This window comes from Flavobacterium ginsenosidimutans, assembly GCF_003254625.1.
GTDB classification, from domain to species: Bacteria; Bacteroidota; Bacteroidia; order Flavobacteriales; family Flavobacteriaceae; genus Flavobacterium; species Flavobacterium ginsenosidimutans.
Genome location: NZ_QJRJ01000081.1, coordinates 104,479 through 124,386, shown reverse-complemented (window position 1 = coordinate 124,386; position 19,908 = coordinate 104,479). Strand labels below are relative to the sequence as shown.

Annotated in this window: 15 protein-coding genes; 10 read left to right on the top strand and 5 right to left on the bottom strand. The window is 33.3% G+C overall.

Annotated elements, in window-relative coordinates; genetic code table 11:
* Positions 1 to 23: 23 nt before the first annotated feature.
* Positions 24 to 2,336, bottom strand: coding sequence for a TonB-dependent receptor (locus DM444_RS18835; protein WP_239455721.1), 2,313 nt, complete (start codon positions 2,334 to 2,336; stop codon positions 24 to 26).
* 188 nt (positions 2,337 to 2,524) lie between these two features.
* On the opposite strand from DM444_RS18835, the gene DM444_RS18830 reads away from it, so the two are divergent.
* From DM444_RS18830 to DM444_RS18800, 7 genes are all read left to right on the top strand, one after another.
* Positions 2,525 to 3,556: a helix-turn-helix domain-containing protein gene (locus DM444_RS18830; protein WP_111289482.1), complete on the top strand. Its 1,032-nt coding sequence runs from the start codon at positions 2,525 to 2,527 to the stop codon at positions 3,554 to 3,556.
* 546 nt (positions 3,557 to 4,102) lie between these two features.
* Positions 4,103 to 4,417, top strand: a complete 315-nt coding sequence (locus DM444_RS18825; protein WP_111289480.1) for a hypothetical protein — start codon at positions 4,103 to 4,105, stop codon at positions 4,415 to 4,417.
* 117 nt (positions 4,418 to 4,534) lie between these two features.
* Positions 4,535 to 6,796 carry a CocE/NonD family hydrolase gene (locus DM444_RS18820; RefSeq protein WP_111289478.1) on the top strand — a complete coding sequence of 754 codons (2,262 nt, stop codon included), beginning with the start codon at positions 4,535 to 4,537 and terminating at the stop codon, positions 6,794 to 6,796.
* A 14-nt stretch (positions 6,797 to 6,810) separates the two neighbouring features.
* Entirely contained in the window at positions 6,811 to 7,371 is a 561-nt protein-coding gene (locus tag DM444_RS18815) for a 2'-5' RNA ligase family protein (RefSeq protein WP_111289476.1), read from the top strand.
* A gap of 194 nt (positions 7,372 to 7,565) precedes the next feature.
* Positions 7,566 to 8,489 (top strand): helix-turn-helix domain-containing protein, encoded by a 924-nt coding sequence (locus DM444_RS18810; RefSeq protein WP_111289474.1) that lies wholly within the window; start codon positions 7,566 to 7,568, stop codon positions 8,487 to 8,489.
* A gap of 274 nt (positions 8,490 to 8,763) precedes the next feature.
* Positions 8,764 to 9,486 (top strand): SDR family oxidoreductase, encoded by a 723-nt coding sequence (locus tag DM444_RS18805; RefSeq protein ID WP_111289472.1) that lies wholly within the window; start codon positions 8,764 to 8,766, stop codon positions 9,484 to 9,486.
* A gap of 291 nt (positions 9,487 to 9,777) precedes the next feature.
* Positions 9,778 to 10,542, top strand: a complete 765-nt coding sequence (locus tag DM444_RS18800; protein ID WP_111289470.1) for an SDR family oxidoreductase — start codon at positions 9,778 to 9,780, stop codon at positions 10,540 to 10,542.
* A 141-nt stretch (positions 10,543 to 10,683) separates the two neighbouring features.
* On the opposite strand, the gene DM444_RS18795 is transcribed toward DM444_RS18800, so the two are convergent.
* From DM444_RS18795 to DM444_RS18780, 4 genes are all read right to left on the bottom strand, one after another.
* On the bottom strand, positions 10,684 to 11,139 hold the full coding sequence (locus DM444_RS18795) for a hypothetical protein (protein ID WP_162615003.1): 456 nt from the start codon (positions 11,137 to 11,139) through the stop codon (positions 10,684 to 10,686).
* Between the two features lie 58 nt (positions 11,140 to 11,197).
* A complete protein-coding gene (locus DM444_RS18790) occupies positions 11,198 to 11,671 on the bottom strand; it encodes a hypothetical protein (protein WP_111289466.1) in 474 nt (157 codons plus the stop codon).
* Between the two features lie 114 nt (positions 11,672 to 11,785).
* A complete protein-coding gene (locus DM444_RS18785) occupies positions 11,786 to 12,490 on the bottom strand; it encodes a LytR/AlgR family response regulator transcription factor (RefSeq protein ID WP_111289464.1) in 705 nt (234 codons plus the stop codon).
* Positions 12,487 to 13,524 (bottom strand): sensor histidine kinase, encoded by a 1,038-nt coding sequence (locus DM444_RS18780; protein WP_111289462.1) that lies wholly within the window; start codon positions 13,522 to 13,524, stop codon positions 12,487 to 12,489. Before DM444_RS18780 ends, DM444_RS18785 begins: the two co-directional genes overlap by 4 nt.
* Positions 13,525 to 13,698: 174 nt before the next feature.
* Here DM444_RS18780 and DM444_RS18775 point away from each other — a divergent pair, with 174 nt between their 5' ends.
* From DM444_RS18775 to DM444_RS18765, 3 genes are all read left to right on the top strand, one after another.
* On the top strand, positions 13,699 to 15,084 hold the full coding sequence (locus DM444_RS18775; RefSeq protein ID WP_111289460.1) for a TolC family protein: 1,386 nt from the start codon (positions 13,699 to 13,701) through the stop codon (positions 15,082 to 15,084).
* A 12-nt stretch (positions 15,085 to 15,096) separates the two neighbouring features.
* On the top strand, positions 15,097 to 18,387 hold the full coding sequence (locus DM444_RS18770) for an efflux RND transporter permease subunit (protein ID WP_111289458.1): 3,291 nt from the start codon (positions 15,097 to 15,099) through the stop codon (positions 18,385 to 18,387).
* Between the two features lie 221 nt (positions 18,388 to 18,608).
* Positions 18,609 to 19,694, top strand: coding sequence for an efflux RND transporter periplasmic adaptor subunit (locus DM444_RS18765; protein WP_111289456.1), 1,086 nt, complete (start codon positions 18,609 to 18,611; stop codon positions 19,692 to 19,694).
* Positions 19,695 to 19,908: the final 214 nt, after the last annotated feature.

The window sequence follows — 19,908 nt, the reverse complement described above, 5'->3', positions numbered from 1 at the left end:
GTATTATGTATTTGTATTAAAAATTAATTGTTTGATTTACTGAAATAATATCTAAACTTGATGTAAAAAGCTCTGCTTGGTTTTTGCAATGAAAAATTGTCGTAAAGCTTATTATCTAAAAGATTTTTACATTCTAAAGCGATATTGTATTTTCCGTTTGCCATTGTATAAACCGCATTTAAATCGTGGCTGAATTGTTGCGGAATTTCTAGTTTACTGTCCTTGCTTCCCATGCTTGGCCATGACAAATAATACGTGTGAACATATAGCAGATTATAGCCTACAGACAAATTGTTACCTTTTTTCCAAACATTATTAAAGAACATTGTAGCATCTGCATTTCCAAACAAATAAGGCATATTTGGAATTCTGTCTTTATAAAATGGAGATACATAATTTTGATCTGGCTCATATTCGGTCATGTTTCGAATATTTTGATAAGTCGTATTCAAACCAGCTGTAAAACGATTGCTGTATGAATATCTAATTTCGCCATCAATACCATAATTCGTCACTTTTCCTTGGTTGACATTTGTGGTCATGGTTTGATTATTGTTTAATGTCGCACGAATAAAGTCAGTGGCATTTCTATGCAAAAGATTCACATCAAATGACAAGGCGTTTTTTTCATTAAAACTTGTCTGATAGCTTGCTCCTAAATTGTAGTTGTTACTTGTTTCAGGTTTTAAAGAAAGGTTTCCTTCTAAATTGTCATTGACATTACCAAAGATTTCCTCTGGAGTTGGAAGTCTATAAGTCTTTTCATAAGAAGCTTTAATCTGAAGATTATGTCTTAAATAATAACTCGTAGCAGCGCCATATCCTGTTGTAGAAGTGTGATCTACATATTTTTGATAAGCAATATCTCCTGTATTTCCAGACGGATTATAACTTCTTGAATAAGTAGTTTTTAATGAGTAATCTTTTAAAAATAAAGAAGTACTCCATTTTTGATTGTAATCTAATTTATAACCTAATCCCAAAACGTTTTTTTGCGTTTTCTTAGGCTGTTTATACACCAAAGATTCTGGAACTAATTCGTCACTTTCCTTACGATCAAACGTATTAAACGTATTATTGACCATAAACGAATGTCTGTCATTAAGTGTATAAGTAGCATTGGCCGTTGCCACACCATTATTATTGTAAAACTTGCGGAGTGTTCGGCTTCTTTCTCCTCCATCGCCATCATATTCTTTATAATCGCCAAACCAATTGTATCTTCTAAAAACAGTATCTATATTCTGTTCGTAACCAAAATTGTAATTTCCTGTAACATTTACATTCAGCCCTTTTGTAAATAAATCTCTAACCTGATATTTCAAAGTTGGCATTACAATACTTCCTTTTCTATAAATCTGACCAAAAACGCTTACCATTCTGGCTCCGGTTTGAATATCTGCTTTGTTTTCACCACCGGTAAATCCGATCATTAATTTATCCGCGTATTTTTTTCCAGTTATTCCAATGTTGAAAATCACGGTTTCATTACGGTATTTATCGTGAAAACGTCTCACTCTCTGGTTCGGAAAATAAGCTCCAGTATTTAAATCTGCGACATCAACATTTACCCAATAATTATTATCTGAATAGTTTTGAAAAGCATTAATTTCTGTTGTAAAACCGCTTTTTGCAGTATATCCAGCATTAATACTTGAACGATGTGTATTAAATGATCCGAACGAATAAGAAGCGTCAATAAAAGTTCTAGGTTTACTATTTGTTACAATATTAATGGCTCCGCCTAAAGCGTCTCCACCCAACCAAATTGGCACAACACCTTTATAAACTTCTACACGATCAGCTAAATTGATCGGAATATTATTCATCTGAAAAGAAGATCCAAAATTATCCATCGGAACTCCGTCAATAAAAACTTTAATCTGATTTCCTGAAAATCCATTAATCGAAAGCTCCGATCTAGAACCTACTCCACCCGCTTCACGGTTACGCACACCCGAAACGCGATCTAATGCATGAGATAAATCTAAAGTTGAATTGTGAAGCTTTCTAGCATCTATTGCAGTTACACTGTAAGCTTGTTTATTTACTTTTTCTGTTTGAGATCTTCCAAGTACAGTTACACTTTCTAACTCTTGCAATTCACTTTCCATTTTAATCGAAACATCTAAATTACTTGCCGAAACTTCGATCTGTTTTTTCTGAACTGCAAACCCGATTGCGGAAATTTTTAGAGCATATTTTCCTGGTGCTACATTTTTGAAAATATAATTCCCATTTTCATCGGAAATCACACTTAAATCCGTTTTTTCAATAATAACCGTTGCAAACGGAATTGTCTCTCCAGAATTTTCAACAACTTTTCCAGACACCATAAAGCCTTGATTTTGCTGGGAAAATGATACAAACGTAAATAAAAAAAACAAACAGGCAAATAAAATTTTTCGAGTTGACATATCTTTAATTAGACTAATTATAAATAACTTTGCTACAAAAGTACCATCAACGTCTTAAAAAAAGATAGGGAAAAACGGATTATTATTTTGTAAAAACGGATTAAATTTTGAAAATCAAAGCCACTCTTTTAACGCCAGAAACACCTATAATTAAAATTCAAATTGGAGACAAATATTACCCCAAAAGCATTTTAACCGAGGAAAACATAAATATCCAAAATGGAGATTCAGAGAAAATTATAAGTCGCCATTGGATAACCGAAGGATTAGTTCTTTTGGATACTGAAATGTATTTCTCAAGTCCTAAAACTGTTAACTTTGAAATCAACGAAGAATCTGTAGTAATGAATTTTATCTATAGCAGTAACGTAGAAACCCAAATTGATCAATTAGAAAGCGAAAAATATTCTAGAGAAAACACTCATAACATTTTCTATACTAGTGATTTCAAAGCTTCCTTTAAAATTCCTGCCTCTACTCCGACAAATTATCTTTCGATCATACTTTCTAAAGAGTTTTATTATAATATTATCAATGAAGACTGGCAGCTTCATGAAAAGTTTTCTAAAAAAATACTTCAAAAACAATCTAGTTATTTAACTACAAAATATCTTCCTTTTACACCTGCCATTCAGTGGGTAACACACGAAATAAAAAGCTGTACAAGACAAGGTGTTTTAAAAAGAATTTATATTGAAAGTAAAATAAAAGAACTTTTAATTCATCAACTTGAAAGCTTAATTATTAAGCCTTTAGCAATAGATAAGATTGACGAAGAACATTACAACAAATTATTAGAAGCAAAAAAAATAATAGACAACGATTATCGAAACACACCTACTCTACCTGAACTTTCCAGACTTATTTCGCTAAACGAATTCAAACTAAAAAAGGGATTTAAAACTTGTTTTGGTACAACCGTTAAAAGTTATATCATCAAACTGAGAATGGAGCATGCCAAAGAATTGTTTCAAAATAAAAAAGCAACAGTAACTGAAGCTGCTTATAAATGTGGTTATAAAGATGTTTCCCATTTTTCGGCAGCATTTAAAAGCTACTATGGATTCTCACCTCAAAAGTTTAAAATCAATACCGATGTAATTCAATTCTGGCTCTTTGGTCTTTCATTTTTTATATAAAAAAAGGGTTTTAAAATTATGTCCGTCGACCTAATCTTAAAACCCAAAAAAAATTAGACATTAATGTATAATGCAAACTCTTATACAAGTACCCACGATCAAATGAATATGCCAAATTCGTTGTAAAAATGTTTCTCCAAAAACAGCTCTAGAAACATTACATGACATTTAAAAAGGTAAAAATGCCACTAGTTTCAAGATTTCTACAGTTCAAAAGTATAAAGCTTAAAAGAGAATACATTACGGTTTTCCTCATTAAATAAAAAATAATGGAATCAAACTCATCACAAAAGAGCTAATTAATTGTACAGCAGAATATTTCATTTTTTTATTTAACAAAACTTTCGCAAAAGAAAATTCTCATTTTTTAAAAAATTTTCCTCAAAAGAAGCGAAAAAACTACATTTCTTGTTCTAGATTAAGTCTTGATTTTCTAAATCCTGCCTACATTTGTAACCAATGTTGATTAGATAAAGAGAGAATTTATCAATCAGATAATTAAAAGCTCAGAAACTTAGTGCATTAGTATCTTAGAACCTTAAAAAAATGAAAACTTTACAATTCTTATTACTTGGAAAAAACGAAGCAATATTGGCAATTTTACTTCGTCTTGTCAATGCAGATGAAAACTGGAACGGAGTTGCTTTTAATAACGAAAAAGAAGCTCAAGAATATTTTCAAAATAACAAAATTGACATCGTACTTTTGAGTTCTGCGATCGAAGATCATGTCGAAAAAGAATTTACATCTTTCTGTTTAAAACATCAGCCAGATGTTGAAGTCATTGAACATTTTGGAGGAGGAAGCGGTTTGTTAAAATCTGAAATTCTGCATAGATTACATCTAAAAGGAAAAATTTAGCTGCCATATTTTTCTTCTTTTAAACATAATGAAAATCCGCTTGTCAATTATAAGAAATTTATGCTACTTTTGAGAACACAAATTTAAACCAATACCTCAAAAAGTAAGTTTCTTAAGATGAAAAAAAGCATCATTCTTTTATTAATTTGTTTTTCCTTTCAAATAGGAACTTCACAAAAAATCTATTTTGAAAAAAACAATTACAAAGACAGTCTGACTCTCAGCAAAAACATGCCGCTTCTTGCCAAAAAGGTACTGCCGCTTTATAAAAATCCAAGCAGGGCTTCCTACTTAGACTATTATTCTAGAATACAATCTGTTGCAGGAGATTTTAAAGGAATGCATGAGACTTTTGTAACCTATTCGCAAGAAATTTTAGGAGACAGTATTGCCAACAGACCTTTAGGATTTGTTTACAAAACTTATGGAAAAACAGCTTTAAAAGAGCCTAAAACAAAATCTGATTTTGAAAAAGTCTTCACAGCTGAGTTTTACAAATTATACAATACTTTCAATACAGATGGAAAAAGCTGGGCTGAAGGATATTATGAATTAAAACTATCCGACATTAAAAACGATTTTGAAACACAGTTAAAAGCGGTTCGTGATAATGACAGCATTAGTGTAGAAAATGCTGCGCAATTATGCCGACAATATTCACGCTATTTTATTTTAAGCAAAACACTTTCTCTCGCTCATAAAATAATTGCAAAAATAGAAGCTGAAACTTACATAATAGATCGTGATATTATTATTACATTGCCAAACGGAAGTACAATTTCTGCCACTATGGTCAGACTTAAAAATGTATCCGAACCACAGCCCGTTGTAATGAAATATAATATCTATGCAGGAAATGAAGTAAGCGACTGCAAAGAAATTGCGAATATGGGCTATGTTGGTTTTGTTGCCAATACACGAGGCAAACGTTTAAGCAATGATCCAATAGAACCTTACGAACACGATGGCGACGATGCGTATCATATTTTGGATTGGGTTAGCAAACAACCGTGGTGCAACGGTAAAATTGGATTATACGGTGGCAGTTATTTAGGCTTTAGCCAATGGAGCGCTGTAAAAAAAGTACATCCTGCCTTAAAGACAATTGTGCCTTTGGTTTCGGTAGGAGCTGGAATTGATTTTCCTATGCAAAACGGCATTTTTATGAGTTATGCTTTAAAATGGATTCATCTGGTTACCAATACAAAACTAACAGATCTCAATAGCTTTTTAAACAGCAAAAAATGGGATGAAGTTTTCACTCAATATTATAAAACTGGAGCAAGCTTCGGTTCCTTAGACAAAATTGAAGGCAATCCTTCTCCTTTATTTCAAAGATGGTTGGAACATCCAGCTTATGACAGCTACTGGCAAAATATGACGCCTCAAAAAGAAGCTTTTGCTAATATTAATATCCCAATTCTAAGCACAACAGGTTATTACGATGACGATCAGCTTGGAGCGATGTACTATTACAATCAGTATCAAAAATATAATAAAAGCGACAATTATTATCTCATAATCGGGCCGTATGATCATGGCGGTTCACAAGGAACTCCGCGAAAAGAATTAGGCGGTTATACCATCGATGAGGCGGCAAATATTCCAATTAATGCCATTATTTTTGAATGGTTTGATCATATCTTGAAAGGTGCAAAACGTCCTGAAATTTTGAAGGACAAAGTAAACTTTGAAATTATGGGTAAAAATGAATGGAAAAGTGTTTCTTCTTTAGACAAAATGCACAATGAAAACTTAACCTTTTATCTAAGCAATAACAATTCTAAATATTCATTACAAAAAACAGCTCCAAAAAAGGCCATTGCTATTAACCAAACTGTTGATTTAACAGATCGATCTGAAATTAATATCTATAATGATGACTACGTAAATGGTTTTCCTAAAGTTATAGATTCGATTTTTAAACCAGAAAAACATCTATTAGTTTTTGAAAGCGACCCACTTGAAAATTCAACTATAATAAGCGGTTCATTAAAAACATCGTTAAAAATAAGCACCAACAAAAAAGACATTGATGTCGAAATACAGCTTTACGAAAAAACAGCAAAAGATCAATATTTTGCTTTAACCAACAATTTACAAAGAGCTAGTTTTGCAAAAGACAGAACCAAAAGACAATTATTGACTCCTAATAAAATAGAAACAATTGACATTGAACAAACCTTTATAATTTCAAAAGAATTAGAAAAAGGAAGCTCAATTGTAATCGTATTAGGCGTTAACAAAAATCCAAACTGGGAAGTTAATTACGGTTCTGGTAAAAATGTTAGCGATGAAACTATTGCTGATGCTAAAGAGCCTTTACAAATAAAATGGTATTCTGACAGCACCATTACAATTCCGATTTTAAAATTGTAAAATAGTTTTATCAAATGGAGAAAACATATTCGGTTGTATTTTATTCTAAAGCATTAGTTGAGCCTGTTAAAAAATTGAAAGACTTTTTAAAAAGCAAAATCAATTGGTACAACAGCTGCAATTCTGAAGCACATATTACAATTTGTGAATTTACAATCGATGAATCTGAGTTCGATTTAATCAAACAAAAACTTTCTAAAATTTCGGATACTTTTACGCCTTTCCAAGTGTCTTTAAATCACTTTGATTCTTTTCCGAATGCTGGTGCTTTCTTTATTGGTGTAAATGAAGATTCTAAAAATAATTTAGTGCCTATCATGAAAAAGATTCATGAAACTCTAAAGTCTTTAAAACTCAAAAAAAGTGACGAACCGCATATGTCAATCGGAAGAAGATTAACTCCCGAAAATCTTAAAATAGCATCTGAACTTTTTACAGCAATTGATCTTCAATTTGAATGTAATGAAATTGTTTTAAGGGAATTTGATCCCAAAGTAAAACAGTTTTTTGTAATGGATACTTTTCCTTTTGGAAGCAATCCAGAACCTGAGTTTGTTCAAGGAAGTTTGTTTTAGTTTTTTACACAATCTTGTCATCCTGAGGAACGAAGGATCACACAAGAAACTCCATAAAGTAGTCAATCTTTGGCGAATCTCAAGTGTGATCCTTCGTTCCTCAGGATGACAAAAAGTGAAAACAAAATATGCTATTATCTGTTTAAATCTGCGTGCAAAAAAAGTCGTATATTTGAATTTCGCAATTCACTTATATGAAATCCTTAGATTCATTTTACCAAGATATTACCGAAGGCTCAACAGTTGATCCCAATTCATTATTGCCAAACGACATTCAGAAAGAAATTGGGCATTTTAATGTTTTTGATATTAAAGAACTTTTGGAACGCATGAAAGGAAAGCCTGGAATGCCTTATGACCGCAGAGCGTATTACAAAATAAGTTTAATTAGAGGTCACAATAAAGCTGAATATGCCGATAAAGTAATCGAAATCGAAAAACAGGGATTGTTATTTGCAACACCAAAAATTCCGTACAATTATTTACCGCAAGATACTAATCAAGGCGGACAGTTTTGTGTTTTTACCAGCGAATTTTTATCTAAAAGCAAAAGCGGAATCGATCTGGATGAACTTCCTATTTTTGCTTCAGATGGTTATCCAATTTTTCAGTTATCAGATGAAGAAGTGGAAGAAGTAGCTTTGATTTTCAAAAAGATACAAAAAGAAATTAATTCTGATTATATTTATAAATATGATTTAATTCGAAATTATGTGGCTGAATTAATCCACTTCGGGCAAAAATTACAGCCTATTACAGCATTGTATTCTAAGCACAATTCGGCAGCAAGAGTTTCTTCTTTATTTGCTGAATTACTAGAAAGACAATTCCCTATTGAATCGCCAAATCAAAGATTGGAATTAAGAACGGCAAAAGATTTCGCTGCACGTTTATCCGTTCATGTGAATCATTTAAATAAGGTTTTAAAGGAAAACACCGGAAAAACCACAACCGAATTAATCAGCAACCGACTAACAAACGAAGCCAAAATACTTTTAAAACAAACCGATTGGAATATTTCTGAAATAGCTTATTCTCTTGGTTTTGAAGAATTAGCGCATTTTTCTAATTTCTTTAAAAAACAAACTTCCTTTACGCCGATTGCTTTTAGGAGTTAGATATTTTAGATTTTAGATTATTTTACAAAGCTTGTCTTCCTGAGCGATCCCGAGGCTTCGGGAGAAGGATCGCATGCTTGATCCATTCAGTTCGCCATACTGTGTGTGTCCTTCGACTTCGCTCAGGAAGACAAGAAATGAGTTTTGGAATTTGGAATTTTATTATTTGAATTTTACAATTGATTTGAATTTCGCAAACATCGGTTTGATATTTACAACTCCCCAAGTCTACTTCGCTCCTACCTTTGTCTCATCAAATTAAAAGATCGAAAAAATGAATTTATCAAACAACAAAATCTTAATAACTGGCGGTGCAAGCGGTATCGGACTTGGACTTGCCGAACGATTCATTCAAGAAAATAATACTGTAATTATTTGCGGAAGAAGAGCTTCTCTTTTAGAGGAAGTAAAAGCTAAGTTTCCAAGTATTATTACTAAAGTATGCGATTTATCTTTAGAAGAAGAACGCATTGCACTTTACGAATGGATTACAGCAAATCATCCAGACTTAAATGTTTTAGTAAACAATGCTGGAATTCAAAATTGGATGAGCATAACTGATGCCGCTTTTTATGAAAACATGAAAAATGAGCTTACTACAAATATTGAAGCTCCTTTACATTTAACTTCATTATTTATTCAGTTACCATCTCTAAAAACAGTAATGAATACAACTTCTGGATTGGCGTTTTCGCCATTTGCAAAAGTTCCAGTTTATTCGGCTACAAAAGCATTTTTCCGTTCGTTTACGCTTTCACTTCGTCATTTATTAAAGGAAAAAAACATTGAAGTAATCGAAATTATTCCGCCAGCATTAAATACCGATTTAGGCGGAATTGGTCTTCACGACGCACATCCAAGCGTAAGCAGTTTTATCGAATCTATTTTCGAACAACTAAAAGAAGGCAGACAAGAACTGACTTTCGGCACAAGCGAAACAAGATTAAACGCAAGCGCAGAAGAATTGAGAAATCATTTTAATGCAATGCATAATTAATGGTAAATTATAAATGGTGAATTGTTAATTGAAAAGATAAAACATTTGGCATTTCACTTTCTATAAATACACATAGCTATGTGTTAGAAACTAGTTTCTTTAAGTAATCTTTTAAAAGAGAAATAAAATCTATGTTTCTATGTGTTTAAAAAATAAACTCAACGATTTGTCCTCCTGAGCGTAGTCGAAGGACATTGGTGCCGTAAAGGGTCTTCGACTTCGCTCAGACTGACAACAAAAAAAGCAAGTAATTAATTCACAATTAACCATTCACAATTAACAATTATAAAAATGGCAGTAAATACAAAAATAGCTCTAGTTACAGGCGGTAGCAGAGGTTTAGGAAAAAATATGGCAATTGCAATTGCAAAAAAAGGACTTGATGTAATTATCACATACAACAGTAAAAAAGATGAAGCCGACGCTGTAGTTTCAGAGATTGAAAGTTTAGGTCAAAAAGCCGCTTCATTGCAATTAAACGTTGCAGAATCTGGAACATTTGGTGCTTTTTTTGAAGAAGTAAAGTCAGTTCTAAAAAGCGTTTTTAATACCGATAAATTCGACTTCTTAGTAAATAATGCAGGAATCGGAATTCACAATTCTTTCATCGGAACAACTGAAGCTGAATTTGATCAATTAACTAATATTCAATTTAAAGGTCCGTTTTTCTTAACTCAAAAAGCATTAAATGTAATGAATGACGGCGGCGGAATTGTAAATATTTCTACTGGTTTGGCAAGATTCTCTTTCCCAGGTTATGCAGCATACGCTTCTATGAAAGGTGCAATTGAAACTTTAACTAAATATCAGGCAAAAGAATTAGGCGCTAGAAAAATCCGAGTAAATGTTGTTGCTCCAGGTGCGATCGAAACAGATTTTGGCGGAGGTGTTGTTCGTGATAATGAACAAATGAATCAACAAATTGCTTCTGTTACAGCTTTAGGAAGAGTTGGTCTTCCTGATGATATTGGCGGCGTAGTAGCATTTTTATGTACCGAAGATGCACGCTGGATAAATGCTCAAAGAATTGAAGCTTCTGGCGGAATGATGCTTTAATTAATGGTTGATTGTTAATGGTTAATGGTTGTTGGTAATTATCTCAATCATAACTCACAACTCATAAAAAACAAAACCCGATAAGCTTTAAAAACTTATCGGGTTTGTCGTTTCAAATAATATCTGAATTAGTAAGCTGTTTTACCTTATTTGGGTTCGTTTATAAAACTCTCCTTCTTGGTCAAAAATTACATTATAATATTTTCCATCTTTTGTAACTCCTGCTTCAAAGGTTTTCTCTTTTAAATCATCTACAACAGAAAAAAACTGCTTAAAAGACTTAACAGAATAATTTGCTTTTAAATAGCTTTGTGCTTTTTTGGGCAATTTTGCTAATAGAATCTGAACTTTATAAGATTTAAAATTTGCATTTTGATCATATCTTGCAAGTCCAATTGTTTTGGGTGCTGCGCTAAATTTTGCTTCAAAAATAACATCATCACCTTTTCCTATATATTCTATATCCCAAGTTGCTTTTTTCTTAGGATATTGATTTTCAAAAGCTTTTACAACATTTTCTGGAGGTACAATACTTGCGCCTTGACCAATTAGAAAATTACTGTAAATAAAAACCGCAAATAGAATAATTTTTTTCATGTTTAGATTTAAATTAAAATGTAAATCTAAATAAAAAAGTATTTTCCTACAATTTTGATTAATTTTTTTCAATACTAACATTAAAATCTCCATCTTTATCAAAAACAACATCGTAAAATTTGGTGTCTTTCGTCACTCCAACTTCATAAGTCGTTTTATTTTTATCGTCGACAACCATTGCAATTTCTCGAATTGATTTCGGCGCATAATTCTTTTTCAAATAAGTTTGAGATTTCGGCGGTAACTGACTAAAAGGAATCTGTAATTCATAGGCTTTCATGTTTCCTAAATTGTCATAAATTGCAACCGCTTTAGTTGTGTTAGTGACATTATATTTCGCTTCAAAACGAATTTCGTCTTCATCATCTCCCACATATTCTTCAGACCAAACGGGCACTTTTCCAGGATATTGTTTTTCAAAAGCAAATTTTACCTTTTCTGGCGGTGTAACTACTTTTTTCATATTTGTTCCTTCTTGCGCAATTATAAAACTACTGCATAAAAAAGTAAGAATCAAAAACACGTTTCTCATGGTTTTATTTTTTTAAAATTAAACTCTAAACAACGTATTAAATTTACTACTTTTTAATGAAGAACAAATGAAGCCTTCAATATTTTTAAGAACTTTTTTTAATCAATTTAGAGTTTACAATTCGAGTTTTTTTAATCGATCTGTAAGTTCTCTTTTATATGTAATTCCAATTGGAATTCTTTCGCTTTTTATAACAACAAAATCTTTTTCTGTTGTATCAATTTTGTCCAACGCTACGATGTACGATTTATGAATTCGCATAAAATTCTTTTCTGGAAGACATTTCTCTAATTCTGTGGTTGTTATCGAAGCTAAATACGTTCTTTTAATAGTATGCAGTTTTACGTAATTTCCGTAACTCTGCGCAAACAAAAGCTGATCCAATTCTATTTCTATAAAATAACCATCGACTTTTACACTCACAGAATTGACTGTTTCTTCTGCTTTTTGTTTGACACTTTCTGTAGCAAAAAAACGATCGATTGCTTTTAGAAATCTCGGAAAATAAATCGGCTTCAAGAGATAATCAATAACGCCATAATCGTAACTTTCTAAAGCAAATTCTGAATAAGCCGTTGTCAAAATCGTTTTTGGATGAGTTGGAAGAATTTTAAGCAATTCCATTCCAGAAATTTCCGGCATATTAATATCCAAAAACATCAAATCGACTGGGTTTTCACGTAGATAATTCATCGCTTCAATTCCATTATAACCTTGAAAAACCAATTCCAATTGCGGATTTTGTTTGATGTAATTCGCTAAAACGTAATGCGCTGCAGGTTCGTCATCTACGATTATACATTTCTTTGTTTCTCTCATCCTACAAACTTTTTAAGTTGTATTTCTAAATCAACAATATAAGTCTGTTTATCGTCTTGAATGTCTAATTTATAGTCTTTTCCATAAATTAATTTCAAACGTTCAATCGTGTTTTTTAAACCGATTTTCGTCGAAATTACATCGGTTTTCTTCGGAATTGAATTGGCAACATGAAGATGCAATAATCCGTTTTCGACTTTAATATTAATTTTTACAAAGCAATTTTCAATCGCGCAAGTTCCGTGTTTAAAAGCATTTTCTATAAATGCAATTAAAAGCATTGGCGAAATTTTATACGTGTAATCTTTATCTACAGTACTTTCAAAATTAATATCGCAACGGTAACCTACACGCTCTTTTTCAAGCTGAACGTAACTGTTTATAAACTCCAATTCGTCTTCTAAAGAAACACATTGTTTACCATTACTTTCTAACTGATAACGCATTAATTGCGAAACTTTCATAATTAAATCTGGCGTTCTATCAGGAAATTCAAGACTGATTCCGTAAAGCGTATTAAATGTATTGAACAAAAAATGCGGATTTAATTGTCCTTTCAATGAATTTAACTGCATTTGATTGAACAACAACGCCGCATCGGTTTGTTTTCTATGAATTCGATAAAACTTAAATACAATAATTGGACTCAAAATGCAGACCAGAGTTCCTAAAACACTTGCCAATTGATACGCATAACTTCTTTGATGTGAATTTTGATACAAATGGCATTTATTAAACATATCCATCATTGTGATTTCATACAACACGACAGAAAAGACAAAAACACCAAAAAGAGTTAGGATAATATAAGTGAAAGGTTTATTGGCTTTGAATAATATTGGAAGTAAAAAGAATCGGTTAAACTGCGCATGCATATACAAAATGCAGTAGAAAAATATACCCATTAAGATAGAAGTGAATGAACTAATTAACATCCAATCGTTTTTTAAGGTATAAATAGTAAAGGAGAAAAGGATAACAGCAACTTCTTGCCACCATTTGTTATCCAGTATGTTATCAATTCTTTTGTTCATTCTTAATTTTAAAATAGTTTACAAAGTTCGAATAAAATTTTAATTATTTTTTCCATTAAATGACAAATTCAATTCGTCATTTACCAGTGCAGTACATCACTTAACCTGACTTTTATCAGTGTAAGAGAAATAAATTTGTTGCATCAAAAACATTCTATTTCACACCTTGAGTTTATGTATTTCAAAAAAATTACCATTTTATTTTTATTGATTTTTGCCTCAATCGGTTATGCTCAAACCCTGTCTTTAAAAGAAGCATTAAAGATAGGTCTTGAAAACTACGGTTCTATCCGAGCAAAAAACAATTACGCCAATGCATCAAAAGAGACTCTAAAACAATCTCGACGTGATTACCTGCCAAACCTTAACTTATCGGCACAGCAGGATTACGGAACTGTAAACGGACAAAACGGACCGCTTTATGGTTTTGGAGGTTTAGGAGTTGCTTCATCAGGACTTCCGTTACCAGAACAAAACTGGAACTCAGCTTTTGGCGCACTTTATTTAGTCAACATGAACTGGGATTTTTTCACTTTCGGAAAAACACAGGAAAAAATCAATTTATCTAAAATTGATGTTCAGGCTAAAGAAAAAGATTTACAGCAGGAAAAATTTCAGCAGGAAATCAAAATTTCGGCTGCTTATCTCAATCTATTGGCGAGCCAGAGATTAGTGATTTCACAGCAAAAGAATTTAGATCGTGCAGAAGTTTTCAAAAAGACTGCTGCAGCGAGAGTTAAAAACGGATTATTGGCCGGAGTCGATTCTACTTTGGCTACAGCCGAGGTTTCTAAAGCTAAAATTGCTTTAAACCTTGCTAGAAACTTCGTTAAAGAACAAAACAACAAATTAGTCGATTTAATGGGCGTTGCGCCTCAGGATTTCGTTACAGATACTTTATTTGTAACTCAGATTCCGAAGGAATTAGTAACAAAAGAAGCTTCTACAGATAGTCTTCATCCTTTATTACAATTCTATAAAACGAAAATCGATTACAGCAACCAGCAGGTTAAATTGTATAAGAGATTTTATTATCCGACCATGAGTGCTTTTGGAGTTTTACAAACCAGAGCTTCGGGATTTGACTCATCTTATACAACAGACCAGACTGCTTTTACCAGAAATTATTGGGACGGTGTAAATCCAGATCGTGCAAATTATTTGGTTGGAGTTGGAATTTCTTGGAATTTAACCACACCGTTTAGATCAAGTAAGCAAGTCAGCGCACAGAAATTTGTTTCTCAAGGATTGCAGGAAGAATATAATCAGGCAGACAGAGAATTGAAATCGCAATTGAACTTTGCAGAAGATAAGATCAAAATTACTTTGGAAAACTATGCCGAAGCACCAATTCAAGTTGACGCGGCAAAAAGAGCTTACATTCAGAAATCGACTTTATACAAAAACGGTTTAACCGATTTGACCGATTTAACACAAACAATGTATGTCTTAAACCGTGCAGAAATCGACCGTGATATTGTTAACAACAATGTATGGCAGTCGTTTTTACTGAAAGTCGCTGCAACAGGAAATTTTGACTTATTTATAAATGAATTTTAATTATAAATCCTAATGAATTTAATACGTTTTGCACTCCGCAAACCCATTTCCATTTTAGTATTGGTTGCGGGTCTATTTTTCTTCGGAATTGGTGCCATCAAAGACATTAAGGTAGATATTTTACCAAAAATGAATTTGCCGGTTATCTATATTGCGCATCCGTTTGGAGGTTATACGCCAGACCAAATGGAAGCTTATTTTGCCAAAAACTACGTAAACGTTTTACCTTTCTCGAACGGTATCAAATCCGTAGAAACCAAAAATATTCAAGGGTTAATGATTATGAAATTAACCTATTATGAAGGTACGAACATGGCTCAGGCTGCTGCCGAGTTAAGTGCACTTTCTAACAGAATCCAGGCGGCTTTTCCTCCTGGAACTCAGCCTCCATTTATCATTCGTTTTGATGCTTCTTCGCTTCCAATTGGACAATTGGTTTTGAGCAGTAAAATACGTTCAAACAACGAATTACAGGATTTAGCCAACGTTTATGTTCGTGCTTCGTTTACTGCAATTCCTGGTTTATTATCGCCTGCTCCATTTGGAGGAAGTCCAAGAACTATTGAGGTAAACGTAGATCCAGATTTATTGCGTTCTCATAATATGACGCCAGATCAAATCGTGGAAGCGATTCGTTTAAACAACCAAACGGCTCCATCTGGTAACGTACGTATGGGCGACAAAAACTATATTACGCCAACCAATAATACGATTAAAGAAATTAAAGATTTTGAGCAGATTCCGTTATTCAAAGGCGGTGTTCAAAACTTAAAACTAGGCGATGTTGCCAATGTAAAAGACGGTGCCGATATTACGGCAGGTTATGCTTTGGTAAACGGAAAACGTTCGGTTTATATTAGTATTGCAAAAGCGGGAGACGCTTCAACATGGGATGTGGTTCAGAAATTGAAAAAAGAACTTCCAAAAATTCAAAGTACTCTTCCTGAAGATGTAAACATTACGTATGAATTTGACCAATCGGTTTATGTAATCAACTCGGTTAAAAGTTTGATTACTGAAGGAATTATCGGGGCGGTTCTAACAGGATTAATGGTTTTATTATTCTTAGGTGACCGTCGTGCGGCTTTAATTGTAATTATGACGATTCCGATTTCGATTATTTCTGGAGTTTTATTCCTAAAATTATTCGGACAAACCATCAACTTAATGTCCTTATCAGGATTAGCTTTGGCAATTGGTATTTTGGTGGATGAAAGTACGGTAACGATCGAAAATATTCACCAGCATCTCGATATGGGAAAACCCAAGGCACTCGCTATTTGGGATGCCTGTCAGGAAATTGCTTTACCTAAATTATTGATTCTTCTTTGTATTCTAGCTGTATTTGCGCCAGCATTTACAATGGTTGGTATTCCGGGAGCATTGTTTCTTCCTTTAGCTTTAGCAATTGGATTCTCAATGGTAATTTCATTCTTGCTTTCGCAGACATTTGTACCTGTAATGGCCAACTGGATGATGAAAGGACATGAAAAACATGCGCACGGACCAGAAATTACTGATGACGAAGCTGAATTTAATGACTGTGGTTTAACACCAGAATCTGAACAAAATTTAATTGGTCAGAAAAAAGATTTGGTTGAAAGAGAAGATTTCAACGACGACGGAAAAGTAAGCGGTTTCGAAAAGTTCAGAAATCGTTTCATGCGAACTTTAGATCGTTTGTTTGTTCATAAAAAAGTTACGACAATTGTTTATTTAACAGGATCTATTATTCTCGCTGTAGTATTTATTAGTTTAATTGGAAAAGACGTTTTCCCAAGAACCAATTCAAGCCAGTTTCAGCTGAGAATGCGTGCTGTTGATGGAACGCGTTTGGAAAGAACCGAAGAACAAGCCAGAATTGTTTTAAAAGAACTGGAAAAAATGGTGGGCAAAGATCATATCGGAATTTCTTCTGTTTATGTCGGTCAGCACCCTTCTCTATTCTCGATCAACCCGATTTATCTTTTCATGGCGGGTTCTCACGAAGCGGTTTTCCAAGTGAGTTTGAAAGACTATGAGGCAGACATGGATGACTTTAAAGACGAGTTTAGAGCAAGACTTAAAAAAGTGCTTCCTGATACTAAACTTTCTTTTGAGCCAATCGAATTGACAGATAAAGTTTTAAGTCAAGGTTCTCCTACTCCAATCGAGATTCGAGTTGCCGGAAAAGACAAAAAGAAAAATGAATTATACGCTACTCAAATTGTAGACAAACTAAAAGCGATTTCATATTTCAGAGACGTTCAAATTGGTCAGCCAATTCATTATCCAGCAATGAATATTGATATTGACCGAACCCGTGCTGCTGAATTAGGAGTTGATATGAACGATATCTCGCGTTCGCTTGTGGCTTCAACTTCATCTTCTCGTTATACAGAAAAAAATAACTGGGTCGATGAAAAAGCAGGATTATCATATTCTGTTCAGGTTCAAGTGCCATTAAATAAAATGAAAAGCAAAACTGATATTGGAGAAATTCCAGTATTGAAAAATTCGCTTCGTCCTGTTTTAAGTGATGTTGCCAAAATTACACCGGGCTTTGTAAGCGGTGAAAATGACAATTTAGGAGCCATGCCATACATTACCGTTACAGCAAACATCTACCAAACCGATTTAGGTACGGCTACAAAAGATGTTGACAAAACAATTAGTTCTTTAGGCGAATTGCCTCGTGGTTTGTTTATTACGCCAATTGGACTAAGTACTGTATTGACCGAAACATTAAGCAGTTTACAAACAGGATTATTGGTTGCCATTTTTGTAATCTTCTTAATGTTGGCTGCTAATTTCCAATCGTTCAAAGTTTCGCTGGTAATTTTAACAACGGTTCCTGCGGTAGTTTTAGGCGCTTTATTAATGCTTACTATTACTGGTTCTACATTAAATTTACAATCGTATATGGGAATCATCATGTCGGTTGGGGTTTCTATTGCAAACGCCGTACTTTTGGTCACGAATGCTGAACAGCTTCGAAAAATAAACGGAAATGCCTTAGAATCTGCGCGTGAAGCTGCTGCGTTGCGTCTTCGTCCGATTATCATGACATCTGTTGCGATGATTGCGGGAATGTTACCAATGGCAATTGGACACGGCGAAGGAGGCGATCAGGTTTCTCCGTTAGGAAGAGCGGTTATTGGCGGATTATTATTTTCTACTTTTGCCGTATTATTAATCCTTCCGCAGATATTTGCGTGGGCACAAGAAAAAACATCGACACAATCTGTTTCTTTAGATCCTGAAGACGAAGAAAGTATCCATTATATCTCATCAATAAGTAAGTCGAAAGTTGGAAAGTCATAACTCGTTGAGTGTAATTTTTTTTTAAACACATAGAAACATAGATTTTAGTTTTAATAAAAAAAGGTAAAAGAAAAAACTAGTTTTCACACATAGTCCCGAAGCTTCGAGATGTATTTAAAAAAGTGAAACGCCTTTTATGCACAAAGAAAAGCTATGTGTCTATGTGTTAAAATAATTACTCCCAAAGAATTAAAAATATATTCATTATATAAAACCAAAAAATGAAAAGCAACATTATAAAATCTACAGCGATACTATTTACAGCTTTAGTTGTACTAAGCTGTGAAAAGAAAAAAGAAGAAACTGCGAAAGCAGAAATAGAACCTAAAATTGAAACTTTCCTTTTATCGAAAGAAAAACTAACAACCGAATTGCGTTTACCAGCTGAATTAACCGGTTTCCAACAAGTTGATTTGTACGCAAAAGTGAGCAGTTTCGTAAAAACTTTAAAAGTTGATATTGGTACGAAAGTAAAAAAAGGACAGCTTTTAATTGTTTTAGAAGCGCCAGAAATAAGCTCGCAAGTAGTAGCAGCCGAATCGAGATTGAAATCTATGGAAGCGATTTACGCAACCAGCAAAAGCACTTACAACCGTTTGTACGAAACAAGCAAAGTGGAAGGAACGATTTCTAAAAACGATTTAGAAATGGCAAGCGGTAAAAAGAATTCTGATTATGCACAATACCAAGCAGCAATTGCAGCACACAAAGAAATCTCGATTATGAGAGGTTATCTGGAAATTCGTGCTCCTTTTGATGGTGTTGTAGCAGCTAGAAATGTGAATTTAGGAACATTTGTTGGCCCAGCAGGAAAAGGTTCAGATTTGCCTTTATTGACGATTCAGGAACAAAGCAAATTACGTTTGGCGGTTTCTGTTCCAGAATTGTACACAGGATATTTACACCCAGGCGACGAAATGAGTTTTAATGTAAAATCGTTACCAGATACTTTTACAGCTAAAATTACCAGAATGTCTGGCGCTTTAGATTTAAAATTACGTTCTGAAAGAGTTGAAATGGACGTTCACAACACCAAAGGAAATTTATTGCCAGGAATGGTTGCCGAAGTTTTATTACCGCTTAACGCGAAAGACAGCACATTTGTAGTGCCAAAATCGGCAGTAGTAAGTTCTGCAGAAGGAATTTATGTGGTAAAAGTAGTAAACCACAAAGCGACAAGAGTTGACATTAAAAAAGGAAGAGAAATCGAAGATAAAATTGAAATTTTCGGCGATTTGACTCCAAACGATAAACTGGTAAAAATTGCCAGCGAAGAAACTAAGGAAGGCGATACCATAAACGAATAACCTGCGTTTAGTCTTCAATTTAGTGATTACCAAAAACTGTACGCATTCTTAGGAATGCAAATTTAAAAATTTGCCTAAAAGGGCAGTTCTTCTTTAATTGGAGGGACTGTCCTTTTTTTGTTACTACGTTTACCAAAACCTAATTGTATTTCTAACTTTTCTAATTAAAGAATAATCTGAAAAGAACTCATCTAAATAAAATCTTAATTTATAA